The sequence below is a fragment of the Burkholderia sp. CCA53 genome (assembly GCF_001685525.1).
In the GTDB taxonomy this organism is placed as follows: domain Bacteria; phylum Pseudomonadota; class Gammaproteobacteria; order Burkholderiales; family Burkholderiaceae; genus Burkholderia; species Burkholderia multivorans.
Map to the genome: position 1 here is coordinate 962,194 of NZ_BDDJ01000002.1, position 12,483 is coordinate 974,676.

General features: G+C 68.1%; 12 protein-coding genes. 7 read left to right on the forward strand and 5 right to left on the reverse strand.

Going from position 1 to position 12,483, the window contains the following annotated elements:
* Positions 1-306 precede the first annotated feature (306 nt).
* Both BCR55_RS20760 and dbpA read left to right on the forward strand, forming a co-directional pair.
* Positions 307-504, forward strand: a complete 198-nt coding sequence (locus BCR55_RS20760; protein ID WP_006397660.1) for a hypothetical protein — start codon at positions 307-309, stop codon at positions 502-504.
* Positions 501-1,895 carry an ATP-dependent RNA helicase DbpA gene (gene dbpA, locus BCR55_RS20765; RefSeq protein ID WP_006409403.1) on the forward strand — a complete coding sequence of 465 codons (1,395 nt, stop codon included), beginning with the start codon at positions 501-503 and terminating at the stop codon, positions 1,893-1,895. The genes BCR55_RS20760 and dbpA overlap by 4 nt, the downstream gene beginning before the upstream one ends.
* Positions 1,896-1,922: 27 nt before the next feature.
* Here the strand turns inward: dbpA and BCR55_RS20770 are convergent, their stop codons facing one another.
* Entirely contained in the window at positions 1,923-2,747 is an 825-nt protein-coding gene (locus BCR55_RS20770) for a phosphate/phosphite/phosphonate ABC transporter substrate-binding protein (protein ID WP_006409408.1), read from the reverse strand.
* Positions 2,748-3,073: 326 nt separating this feature from the next.
* Here BCR55_RS20770 and BCR55_RS20775 point away from each other — a divergent pair, with 326 nt between their 5' ends.
* On the forward strand, positions 3,074-4,099 hold the full coding sequence (locus BCR55_RS20775; RefSeq protein ID WP_065496698.1) for a fatty acid desaturase: 1,026 nt from the start codon (positions 3,074-3,076) through the stop codon (positions 4,097-4,099).
* A gap of 117 nt (positions 4,100-4,216) precedes the next feature.
* Complete coding sequence (locus BCR55_RS20780) at positions 4,217-5,413, forward strand: benzoate/H(+) symporter BenE family transporter (protein WP_065495752.1); 1,197 nt, start codon at positions 4,217-4,219, stop codon at positions 5,411-5,413.
* A gap of 39 nt (positions 5,414-5,452) precedes the next feature.
* Here the strand turns inward: BCR55_RS20780 and BCR55_RS20785 are convergent, their stop codons facing one another.
* The gene (locus BCR55_RS20785) at positions 5,453-6,355 is read right to left on the reverse strand and encodes an NAD(P)H-binding protein (RefSeq protein ID WP_065496702.1); all 903 of its coding nucleotides are present in this window, start codon (positions 6,353-6,355) and stop codon (positions 5,453-5,455) included.
* A 167-nt stretch (positions 6,356-6,522) separates the two neighbouring features.
* Positions 6,523-7,461, reverse strand: coding sequence for an AraC family transcriptional regulator (locus BCR55_RS20790; protein ID WP_065495756.1), 939 nt, complete (start codon positions 7,459-7,461; stop codon positions 6,523-6,525).
* A 127-nt stretch (positions 7,462-7,588) separates the two neighbouring features.
* On the opposite strand from BCR55_RS20790, the gene BCR55_RS20795 reads away from it, so the two are divergent.
* Positions 7,589-7,858: a hypothetical protein gene (locus BCR55_RS20795; protein ID WP_244104619.1), complete on the forward strand. Its 270-nt coding sequence runs from the start codon at positions 7,589-7,591 to the stop codon at positions 7,856-7,858.
* Positions 7,859-7,885: 27 nt separating this feature from the next.
* Here BCR55_RS20795 and BCR55_RS20800 read toward each other — a convergent pair whose 3' ends face one another.
* Positions 7,886-8,839, reverse strand: a complete 954-nt coding sequence (locus BCR55_RS20800) for a LysR family transcriptional regulator (protein WP_006397631.1) — start codon at positions 8,837-8,839, stop codon at positions 7,886-7,888.
* 103 nt (positions 8,840-8,942) lie between these two features.
* On the opposite strand from BCR55_RS20800, the gene BCR55_RS20805 reads away from it, so the two are divergent.
* Complete coding sequence (locus BCR55_RS20805) at positions 8,943-10,301, forward strand: NAD(P)/FAD-dependent oxidoreductase (RefSeq protein WP_065495758.1); 1,359 nt, start codon at positions 8,943-8,945, stop codon at positions 10,299-10,301.
* 324 nt (positions 10,302-10,625) lie between these two features.
* Positions 10,626-11,060 carry a hypothetical protein gene (locus BCR55_RS20810; protein WP_006409400.1) on the forward strand — a complete coding sequence of 145 codons (435 nt, stop codon included), beginning with the start codon at positions 10,626-10,628 and terminating at the stop codon, positions 11,058-11,060.
* Positions 11,061-11,124: 64 nt separating this feature from the next.
* Here the strand turns inward: BCR55_RS20810 and BCR55_RS20815 are convergent, their stop codons facing one another.
* Positions 11,125-12,462 (reverse strand): Nramp family divalent metal transporter, encoded by a 1,338-nt coding sequence (locus BCR55_RS20815; RefSeq protein WP_006404522.1) that lies wholly within the window; start codon positions 12,460-12,462, stop codon positions 11,125-11,127.
* Between the last annotated feature and the right edge of the window lie 21 nt (positions 12,463-12,483).

Consider the following 12,483-nt stretch of genomic DNA (forward strand, 5'->3'; position numbering starts at 1 on the left):
GGATCCGCGCGATCGTGCCGAACGACGGCACGAAGCGGAAAGCCCGCCGCCCGCGACGATTCGCCGGTCCTCGGCCGCACACGACCGATCGTCCCCGCGCGCTCGTGAGGCACCGTTCCCCCGCTACCGCCCCCGGCATCCGCTAGAATTGCGGGCACGTGCGACACCGTCGCCACCCGATCCACCCTCTGCATCGACGCGGTCCGCGCGACCGCCGGTGCGGCCCGCGCCCGAGCCGCGCGAGTGCCGCGCTTCGCTGCCACGCCCGCCCGGGCGCCCTCAACCGAATTCAGCTGGAGAAAGACCGTGTTTACCTGCCGAAACCAGAGCTGCGGCACGCAGTGGGAGACGTCCGACGTCGTGATCAAGGACGAAGGCCAGGGCCTGCTGTTCCGCTGCCCGCTGTGCGGCGCCCGCAACTATGTCGAACGCTTCGAAGACGACGAAGGCAATGTCGTCTACGAGCAAATGGAAGGCCGCCCCTACCTCGGAGACCTGTCTTGACGCAACCGACCGCCACGCCGTTCAGCGCGCTGCCGCTGACGCCCGCCATGCTGGCCAATCTCGAGCAGCTCGGCTATGTCGACATGACGCCGATCCAGGCTGCGAGCCTGCCGATCGCGCTCGCCGGCCACGACCTGATCGCGCAGGCGAAAACGGGCAGCGGCAAGACCGCCGCGTTCTCGCTCGCGCTGCTGTCGCGCCTCGATGCCCGCCGTTTCGACGTGCAGGCGATGATCCTGTGCCCGACGCGCGAACTCGCGGACCAGGTCGCGCAGGAGGTGCGCCGCCTCGCACGCGCAGAGGAAAACGTGAAGGTGCTGACGCTCTGCGGCGGGACGCCGATGCGTCCGCAGGCGCAAAGCCTCGAGCACGGCGCGCATATCGTGGTCGGCACGCCGGGCCGCATCATGGATCACCTCGATCGCGGCAATCTGCACCTCGATGCGCTGAACACGCTCGTGCTCGACGAAGCGGACCGCATGCTCGACATGGGCTTCTTCGACGACATCGCCAAGGTCGCGCGCCAATGTCCGCCGACGCGGCAGACGCTGCTGTTCTCGGCAACCTACCCGGAAGGCATCGCGAAACTGAGCCAGCAGTTCCTGCGCAACCCGAAGGAAGTGAAGCTCGAAGAGCGCCACGACGACAGCAAGATCCGTCAGCGCTTTTACGAAGTGACCGAAACCGAGCGGCTGCATGCGGTCGGCATGTTGCTGAACCATTACCGGCCGGTCAGCACGATCGCGTTCTGCAATACCAAGCAGCAATGCCGCGACCTGATCGACGTGCTGCACGCGCAGGGCTTCCACGCGCTGGCACTGCACGGCGAGCTCGAACAGCGCGAACGCGACCAGGTGCTGATCCAGTTCGCGAACCGCAGCTGCTCGGTGCTCGTCGCGACCGACGTCGCCGCGCGCGGGCTCGACATCGCGCAGCTCGAAGCGGTGATCAACGTCGACGTGACGCCCGACCCCGAGGTGCACGTGCACCGGATCGGCCGCACGGGCCGCGCCGATCAGGCAGGCTGGGCGCTGAGCCTTGCGAGCATGGACGAGATGGGCCGCGTCGGCGCGATCGAGCAGGCGCAGAAGCGCGACGTCGAATGGCGGCCGCTGTCCGAGCTGACGCCCGCCAGCGACGCGCCGCTGCTGCCGCCGATGGAGACGCTGCAGATTCTCGGCGGACGCAAGGACAAGATCCGTCCCGGCGACGTGCTCGGCGCGCTGACCGGCGATGCGGGATTCGACGGCAAGCAGATCGGCAAGATCAACGTGACCGAGTTCTCGACCTACGTCGCAGTCGAGCGCGGTATCGCCCATGACGCGCTGCGCAAGCTCAATGCGGGGAAGATCAAGGGCAAGCGCGTGAAAGTCAGACTGATGGACGAGTAAGCGCCGCGCCGCCCGCGCGGCCGGCGCTCAGGCGAGCGCCGGATAGCCGTGCACGGCCGCGTCCTGCGCGAAGCGCTGGATCACGTCGTAATCGCCCGGCGACAACCGTTCGAAACCGCGCAGCCGCAATGCACGCGCCCGCGCGGCATCGGCCTTCACCGCACTCGCGAGCGCGTCGCGCAACGCGTCGGCCTGCGCTTCGCCGAGCGCGCGCGACGCGATGAACGGCAACCCCGGCGCGGATGCCGTCATGTCGATCACGCGCACGTCGTTCAACAGCGCCGGCAGCGCATCGCGCACATAGGCGAACGTCACGCAGTCGATCGCCGCGCAATCGGCTTCGCCGGCGCCGAGCGCACGCAGCACGTTCAGATGCGAACCGAACGACGTGACCGAACCGAAGAACCGGCCGTCGTGCGCATGCGGTGCCACCGCGTGTCGGAACGCGTTCATCCCGCTGTGCGAATCCGCTCCGTTGCACGCCGCACGCAGGCCGCGACACGCGGCGAGCGTCGTCACGCCGCCGGCATGTACGCGCGCCGACACGACGAGCACGCTGCGATACTCGGCGCCGCTGCAGCCGTCGGCGTCGAAAGCGGGCGTCGCGATCAGTTGCACCGCGTCGCGCAGCCCGAGCATCCGATAGGGAAACCCGCAAGTCTGCGACAGCAGCAGATCGCCGCGCCGCCATAGCGCGAGCAGATCGCCGAACGGTTCGTGCAGCACGCGGACGTCGGCCGGGCCACCGGCCTTCGCGAAGGCGTCGAGCGCATCGCGCAGCAATGCAAGCCACAGCGCAGCGTGGTGTGGCGTCACGTTATACATCGGCAGTGCGGCGGTCCATTGGCTCATGCGGGCATTCTACGCACACCGATACGTCGCGAGACTACGTGCGATCCCGAATTTCGATGCACGGGGTGCATTTGCAGGTGCATCCCGCGCGCGGAGCGCGGCCGCGGTGCGAAGCTTTGCGCGCTTGCCGCGATAAGCAAATGCAAATCGATTGGTTGGCCACGCAACGTTCGCCGCGTTACGTTCGGAACCTTGCGGACGCGCGCTCGCGCACCACGGCGGTGCACGACGACGTTGTCCCGTTCCGTCCTTCCGATGATTTCGTTCGGCCGCCCGGGCCGCGCCATCGCGCGCAGCCGGCTTCGCGGCCGCTGCGCTTCAGCACCATGGCCGAATATTTCGACGTCGACCACGCGCGCGCGATTGCCGCGCTCCGCACACGTTTCACTGCCCGCACGGAATGGCCGACCTGGCTGCTGATCGTGGCCGTCTACGGCGGCTGGCTCGCGGTGCTGCTCGCCGTGCGCGCGCACGCGCTGTCGCTCGCGGCCGCGACGCCGCCGCTGATCCTGCTCGGCGCATGGCATCTGTCGCTGCAGCACGAACTGCTGCACGGCCATCCGACGCGTTCGATCCATGTGAACAAACTGCTCGGCTATCCGCCGCTCACGGTCTGGTATCCGTATACGGTCTATCGCGAGACGCATCTGCGTCATCATCGCGACGACGATCTCACCGTGCCGGGCATCGACCCCGAAACGAACTACGTGTCGCGCGCGTGCTGGGCGCGGTTGCCGCGCTGGCGCCGCGTGCTGTCGAGCGCACGCAATACGTTCGCCGGCAGGCTGCTGGTCGGGCCGCCGACGAGCGTCGCGGCGATGCTGGGCGACGCGTGCGCCGCGTTTCGGCGCGGCGAATGGCGCGACCTGCCGATGTGGGCGACCCACGTCGCATGCGTCGCGGCACTTCTCGTCTGGCTCGACCGCACGATCGGCGTGCCGTGGTGGTACTACCTGGTTGCGGTCACGTGGCCCGCGCAGTCGCTCGCGATGATCCGCTCGCTCTACGAGCATCGCGCCGCGCGCAATCCGAAGGCGCGCATCGCGATCAACGAGGCCGGTTTCGCGATGCGGCTGCTGTACCTGAACAACAACTACCATCTCGTCCATCACGATCTGCCGGCGCTGCCGTGGTACGACCTGCCGCACGCCTACCGGATGCGGCGCGACGCGTACCGGCAAAAGTGTGACGGATTCGTGATCCGCCGCGGCTATGCCGAACTGTTGCTGCGCCACGCGTGGCGGCCGACCGATGCGCCGGTCCATCCGTTCGATCAGGGCACGGCGTCGCTGTCGACGGGCAGTGGCGCCCGAATCGCGGCCGTCGACGGGTATCTGCAGATCAGCACGTAAGCGCAGTCGGGAATTGTCAATTTCGGCGGCAGCGCCCAGAATGACGGCACCTCGTCGCACCCGCCACGATCGGTCCGATCGCCTTCCACGCGCCGAGCCGCCATTTCCCCGACGACAATGCAACCGAATACCCCGACCAGCGCGCCGCGCGCGATCGGCCAGGACTGGTCCGTTTCCGCCGTGACCGCCGGCTTTCTCGCGGTACTGATCTCGTACGCGGGCCCGCTCGCGATCTTCTTTCAGGCGGCGCAGGCCGCACATGCGTCCGACGCGATGGTCACGTCGTGGGTATGGGCGATCTCGATCGGCGCAGGTGTGTCGGGGCTGTTCGCGAGCTGGAAGCTGAAAGTACCGGTCGTCACCGCGTGGTCGGCACCGGGCACGGCGCTGCTCGTCGGGCTATTTCCGCAGCTGACGCTGAATCAGGCGGTCGGCGCGTACATCACGGCCGCGCTGATCATCCTGCTGATCGGCATCAGCGGCTACTTCGACCGGCTCGTGCGCCACATCCCGCGCGGCATCGCGTGCGGCATGATGGCCGGCATCCTGTTGCCGTTCGGCATGCACGCGTTCGCGGCGGCCTCCGCGCAGCCGGTGCTCGCGTTCGGGATGATCGCCGCGTACGTGATCTTCAAGCGGCTGCTGCCGCGCTACAGCATCGTGCTCGTGCTGCTGACGGGCGCCGCGCTCGCGATGCTGCTCGGGATGACGCATCCTACGCTCGGGTCGCCGAGCATCGCGCGGCCCATATTCATCGCGCCCGAATGGACGCTCGGCACGACGCTGAGCCTCGCGCTGCCGCTCGTCGTCGTGAGCCTGACGGGCCAGTTCCTGCCGGGGATGACGATCCTGCGCGTGTCCGGCTATCGGACGCCCGCTCGCCCGATCATCACCGCGACGAGCATCATGTCGCTCGTCGTCGCGTGCTTCGGCGGCATCACGATCGTCGTCGCGGCGATCACGGCCGCACTGTGCACCGGCAAGGACGCGCACGAGGATCCGGACCGCCGCTACGTCGCCGGCATCGCGAACGGCGTGATCTATCTGATCGCCGGGATTTTCGCGGGCTCGATCGTCGCGATGTTCTTCGCGCTGCCGAAGGCGTTCGTCGCGATTCTCGCCGGGCTTGCGCTGATCGGTGCGATCGGCGCGAACGTGCACGGCATCTTCGAGGACGAAAGCCATCGCGAGGCATCGCTGATCACATTTCTCGCGACGGCGTCAGGGATGACGTGGCTCGGGCTCGGCTCCGCGTTCTGGGGGATCGTGATCGGCTCGCTGTCGTATGCGGTGCTGAACCGCATGCGCCGATAGGCCCGCGCCGCCGCATCGATACGGGCGGCACGGGTTGCCTTACGTGCGCGCTGCCTGCGCTCGCGCATGCATATGCAGCAGCGCCGCGAGCGCATCGGCCAGCATCGTCGTGCCGAAGCGCCGCTCCGAACCGCGTTCGACGTCGATCCGGCCCGCGTTGTGCACGTCGTATAAATCGACGATCAGTTCCGCATGACGCGCGCTGAGCCCCGCGCGCAACAGCGTCGGCGTCCAAGCGTCGCGCGGTAGCGGATGCGCGGCGATGTCGCGTGCGGCCGCCGCGCCGAGCGCCGCCGCGATGTCACGCACACTGACGCGGCACGGCCCTTCGACGCTGACGATGCGCAGCGTGCTCGCCCGCTCGACATGTTCGGTCAGCAATTGCGCGGCGATCTCGCCGACGTCCGGTGCCCAGACCGCCGGAAACATGCGATCGACCGGATGATGCAGGCTCGGCAGCGCGCCGGTCGCGAGCGCCAGCGGCAGCATGCGCGCCCAGTTCTGCAGATGCTCGGCCGAGCGCAGCAGCGTCAGTTGCGTCGGAACCGTTTTCAGTCGCGCCTCGAAATCGCGGAACACGCGCGTGATGCCGGTGTTGCCCTCGAGTTCCGCGCCATAGTCGGACAGTGCCAGCAGCACGTCGGGCGGATGCGCGCCGAGCGCCTCCACGGCGACCTCGATCGTGCGCGCCATCGTCGCGGCCGGATCGGCGTCGCGCGTCGGCACCGGACACAGCATCTGCACCGCATGCGCACCGTCGAGCGCGGCGGCCACCGCGCGCGGATCGGCGAGATCCGCGATCGCGACATCGCAGCCGAGTTGCGCGAAGCGCTCGCGGTCGCGCGAATCGCGCAGCACCGCACGCACCGGATGGCCGGCCGCCCGCAGCGCCGTTACCGTCGCCTGGCCGACATGGCCCGATGCACCGAAGATCACGAACATGTTTCGCTCCTGTCGCGAGAAGATGCGGCGATTGTCGGGCCGCGTGGCGCGCGTGGCGCGCATGAACGGATGATCGCGACAGGAAAGGATGACGATGTCGGATGCGGATCGTCGCAGCGGGCGGCGCGGCGGCGAAGCCCGAAGCCAACCGCCGGCCGCGCCGAACGCTACCGTTGCGGCGCGTTCGCTTCTGCGGCTTCTTCGCCGCCGCGATCGCCGACGAGCCGCAACGTCGTCGCGCGCACGCCCGATCGCGCGATTTCCGCGGGCGTCGCGCCGAGCACGCGGTTCATCCAGTTCGCCATATGGCTCTGATGCGCAAAGCCGGCCTCGAGCGCGATCTGGCTGAGGGTGAGCCGCCCTTCGAGCAGCAGCGCCTTCGCGCGCTCGACGCGCCGGCGCACCACGTACTGATGCACGGGCATCCCGATCGTCTCGCGAAACAGCACCTTGAAGTGCGGCACGCTGATCGACACGAGCGCCGCGAGTTCGGTCAGTGTCAGACGACGGTCCAGATGCGCGTCGACATAGTCGATGACACGTGCGGCCGCCTGCGGCGACAGCATCCGGCGCCGCTCGCGAAACTGCGGCTGCGCATCGATCAGCCGCGCGACGAGCGCAGTGCACAGGCTCTCCGCGTACAGCGGATCCGACGCATCTTCCGCTTCGAGTTCAGCCGCCATGGCCCACGCGATGTGCTGTAGCCGCGGATCGCGCACCTGCATCCGGCGGCGGATCTGCGCGCGCGACGGCGTCAGTTCGAGCTGCTCGGCCGTGCGGCGCACGAACGCGTCGTCGAGCGTGATGTGCAGGATCCGGCAGTCGGCGCTGTCCGTCCACCGGCCGGGCAGCCCGGCCGGAATCACGTCGATGTCGCCGTGCGCCTGAATGCGCGACATGCGCTGACCGTCGCACGCGCAGTCCGCGCGCACCGGTGCGCCGACATGCACGCCGATCCGGTGATGATCCGCCGCCGGAATCCGGTACGTGCCCGCGCGAATGCCGAGCAGCGCGGCGCCGAAACCGCGCCAGCCGCGGCCGCGGCTCGAGCGCAGGCTGACCGGCACGCCGTCGTCCGGCGCTGCCGTGTGGATCGGGTCGCTCATGGCGGCTCTCCCGGGAACGGATGTCGATCGCGCATTGTGACGCGTTTTCGGAACGCGTGCCGGGCCTGCACGGCCCGCTCGGCGCGCGCCGAAAAAAATCATCCGTTTCTGCTCGGAGCATCCACGCGTGCGCGCGAGCGCGCGCGGTGCCGCTTACGATCGCGGCATCCGGCATCCGGCATCCGGCATCCGGCATCCGGCATCCAAGGAGAGCGTCATGCGTGAATGTTGCCTGTCCCGCGCCGCCTGTGCGACACGATCGCGCGCCGCCGCGCCGCGCATCGGCGGCCCGCTTGCGGGGATCGGTAAATGGTGTGCGCGCGTCGTCGGCTGGCATCGGCTCGAACGGCTGCTTGCATCGATCCCCGATAGCAACGACGACTTCGGCCTCGGCTGACACGGAACCCGCGCCGCCGCCCGCCCGTCATTTGCGTCGCCGCTCGTGCGACGCGCTCGTCGCGCCGTCGATCACCGGCGCGCCCTGCCGGATCAGGAAATCGCGGAACAGCCCTGTCACCTGCGAGATGCGGCGATCGGCAACCGTGACCACGTACCACTCGCGCTCGATCGGGTTGCCCGGAAACGGCAACTGCTTGAGCAGCCCCGTACGCAGTTCGAGCGCGCATGCATGCAGCGACAGGAACGCGACGCCGAGGCCCGCCTCGGCCATCTGCTTGATCGCTTCGTTGCTCGACAGTTCGGAGCCCACATGGAAGCGGTAGCCGGAGGTCTTGAACAGGCTCTCGACCGTCGAGCGCGTGCCCGCGCCACGCTCGCGCACGAGCAGGTGCGCCGATTCGAGATCCTTCAGCGCGACGCGCTTGCGCTGCATCAGCGGATGATCGGGCGCCGCGACGAACACCATCGGATGCTTCGCGAATTCGACCGCATGCGTGCGCAGCTCCTTCGGCGCGCTGCCCATCACCGCCAGATCGATTTCATGCGTCGCGAGCATCCGGATGATGTCGTCGCGGTTGCCGACCTTGAAGTACGTCTTCACGTGCGGCCGCGTCGCAGTGAATTTCACGAGCAACGGCGGAATCAGGTATTCAGCCGTCGTGATCGCGCCGATCCGCAGCGTGCCGCCTAGATCGCCGGTCAGCGCGGCGACTTCGTCGCCGGCTTCGCTCCACAGATGCAGGATCTCGCGTGCATAGCGCGCGACGATCTCGCCGGCCGCCGTCAGCTGCACACCGCGCCCCACGCGCTGCAGCAAGGCGGCGCCGACCGCCTCCTCGAGCAGCCGCACCTGCAGCGACACGGCCGGCTGCGTGAGGTTCAGTTCTTCGGCCGCGCGCGACACGCTGCCGAGCCGCGCAATCATGTCGAGCGCCTTCAGCTGCCGGAACGTCGCGGTCTTTCCTATAAGTGAATACATATGAGTCGCTTATAAACATTGAATTGTTCGATGGGTTGCCAAACTATATCGTCGGTTCCTGAGCAATGTCATCCCGATATTCGTCATCGGCAGGAGCCCGAACATGGACAACACCACGCCTCTCGTTGCCGCGCCCGCCGCACCGCGTGTGCCGCGCATCGTCATCGTCGGCGGCGGCGCCGGCGGCCTGCATCTCGCGACGCGCCTCGGCGACACGATCGGCCGCCGCGGCCACGCCGAAGTCGTACTCGTCGACCGCTATCCGACGCACTTCTGGAAGCCGCTGCTGCACGAAGCGGCATCGGGCCATCGCGATCCGGCGTCGCACACGATCGAATATGCGGCGCAGGCGAAGCGGCACGGCTTCCGCTTCGTGCAGGGCGCGCTGCAACGCGTCGATCGCGCGGTGCGCATCGCGACGATCGGCGCGGTGCACGACGCGGACGGCACCGAAATCCTGCCGGCGCGCACGCTCGCCTACGACGATCTGGTGCTCGCGGTCGGCAGCGTCACGAACTTCTTCGGCGTGCCGGGCGCCGCGCGCCATGCGCTGCCGCTCGAAAACCTCGATCAGGCCGAGGACTTCCGCCGCAAATTTCTCGCGGCCTGCACGAAGGCGAACCATCGCGCCGAGCAGCAGCCGGCGCAGCCTGCCGCGCCGGTCAGCATCAGCGTGATCGGCGCGGGCGCGACGGGCGTCGAACTCGCGGCCGCGCTGCGTCACGCGGTCCAGCAGCTGACGACGTATCGGTTCAAGGCGCTCGACGCCGCGCGCGACGTGCGTATCCGCCTGATCGAAGGCGCGCCGCGCGTTCTGCCGGCGCTCGACGCACGGCTGTCGGACAAGATGCACGCGCAGCTGCGCGCGCTGAACGTCGACGTGCTGACCGATACGCGCGTCGCCGAAGTCGGCGCCGATGCGGTGACGATCGCGAGCGGCGAACGGCTCGCGAGCGACATCACGATCTGGGCCGCCGGCGTCGCGGGGCCGGCGATCCTGCGCGAACTCGACGGCATCGCACTCAACCGGTCGAATCAGGTGATCGTCACCGATACGCTGCAAACGCCCGACGATCCGCACGTGTATGCGTTCGGCGACTGCGCCGCGTGTCCGTCGAACGGCGCAAGCGGCTGTCTGCCGCCGCGCGCGCAGGTTGCGCATCAGCAGGCCGTCTATCTGAGCCAGGCGTTCGCGCGCCGCATCGCCGGCAAGCCGGTCGCCGGCTTCACATTCCGCGATGCCGGCACGGTCGTGTCGCTCGGACATGCAGGCGCCGTCTATCAGGCCGAACTCGGCGTGCGCTCGCGTTCGCTGATCGTCGACGGGCTCGCCGCGATCGGGCTGTACAAGTTCCTGTATCGCATGCACCTGTTCAGCGTGTACGGCATCAAGCGCGCACTGTTCCAGTCGCTGAGCCACTGGCTGCAAAGCCGCAATCAGCCGTCGATCAAGCTGCACTGAGGCGCCGACGTGCGCGATGCGAAAAAAGCGGCGTACCGCGACTGTCGCACGGTACGCCGCCTTTTTTTCGCATGGCGAATTCCCCACCCCGTTGCCATGCACGATTCGCGTGCATCACATTGAACCCCGTCAATGCGAGGCACGGCGCGGTCGCACACGCGATTCGGCCGCATGGCACGCGGGCATTGCGTTTGCCCGGCATTCATTAGCCGAACCCTATGAGTCGGGTAAAAAGATTAATTGGTTGGGCGTTTCGGTTCGACGCTAAGGTGTTCGGCATTCCCGTCAGCGAACGGACCGTCACGTCTCTGGAGAGGAATCATCGTGGTCATCGAAGCCATCGTCACCCGACTCGACGCCGCATTCGAACAAATCGAAGCGACACCCGATTCGCGCGAAGCGCGTCATCAGCGCGATGCCATCATCCAGTGGCTCGACAGTGCATCGGAGCACGGCTATCGGCTCGGGCTCGTCACGACGCTGCCGGCCGCGCGACTCAGCGACATGTTCGAAGGTCAGTTCGGGCGTGCGAATCTCGACCGCTTCTCGGTCGTGGTCAGCGACGCGGATCAGCCCGATCGCGCCGCGAACCAGCATCCGTTCGACGTCGCGCTGCAGGCCCTCGGCGTGCCGCCCGAGCGTGCCGCCGCCCTCGCGAGCAGCGAACCGGAACGCCGCGAAGCCGAGAATTTCGGGCTGTCGCATTGCATGCGCATCACCGACACCGTGCGCGCGATCGCGCCGGCCGGCGTGCACTGAGCACGCCGCCGAGGTCGGTCGTCACGCGGCGTGCACGCCGCACCGACTCCGCTTCATCCCGCCATCAGGACGACGCGCCGCCGTGCGCAGCAGCAGGTGCGGCCGCGTCCGTCGACGTCGCGTTTTGCACCATCGCGACACCCAAGCCGAGATTCAACACGGCGATGACGACCGCGGCCGCGATTGCGGTCCAGCGCATCGCCGGACGCGTGACGAACTCGCCCATGATGTCGCGGCGCGCGGTGAAGTAGACGAGCGCGGCCATCGGCACCGGCAGCACGAACGACAGCACGACCTGACTGATCAGCAACGCCTGCGTCGCGTCGACACCGAGCCCGACGACGATGAAGGCGGGCACCATCGTCACGAGCCGCCGCAGCCACACCGGCATCCGGAAGCCGACGAAGCCCTGCATGATCATCTGTCCGGCGAGCGTGCCAACCGCCGAACTTGAAATGCCGGAGCTCATCAGCGACACGAGAAAGAATGCGGCGGCCGTCGTGCCGAGCAGCGGCGTCAGCGTGTGATACGCGGTCTCGATCTCCGCGACGTCGCTGAAGCCCGCATGAAACGCGGCGCTCGCCATGATCACCATCGCCATGTTGATCGCGCCGGCCAGCGACAGCGCGACGATCACCTCGAGGTTCGAATAGCGCACCAGCAGCCGGCGCTGCGCCGCATCGAGCCCCGGCACGCGGCGCTGCGTGAGCCCCGAGTGCAGATAAAGCGCGTGCGGCATCACCGTCGCGCCGACGATCCCGACCGACACGAGCAGCGCGTCGCCGCGCGGCATCTGCGGCATGACCGCGTGCATCGCGACCTGCCCCCAGTCCACCGGCGCGATAAACATCTCCGCGAGATAGCAGAGTCCGATCAGGCCGACCAGCACGCCGACCATGATCTCCATCGGCCGAAAACCGTTCCGGTCCAACAGCAGGATCGCGTACGTGACGACTGCGACGACGAACATCCCGACGATCAGCGGCAGCTCGAACAGCAGCGCGAGCGCGATCGCGCCGCCGAGGAATTCCGCGAGATCGGTCGCCATCGCCGCCAGTTCGCTGACGATCCACATCGCATAGACGATCGGCCGCGGGAAATGCTCGGCGCACAGCTCCGCGAGGTTGCGGCCCGTCACGATGCCAAGCTTCGCCGACAGCGACTGAAACAGCATCGCGATCACGTTCGCGAGCAGCACGACCCATAGCAGCGCATAGCCGAACTGCGCGCCCGCACGAATGTTGGTCGCGAAATTGCCGGGGTCCATATACGCGACCGACGCGATCACGGCCGGCCCCGCGAACAGGAACAGCGTGCCGGGGCCGCGCCGCCTGCCGGCGAACACGTCGCGGATGCCCGACGCAGTGCGCTCGGTCAGTGGATTACGGCCGACAGTCGACATCGTCCCTCCTGCGGGAATGGG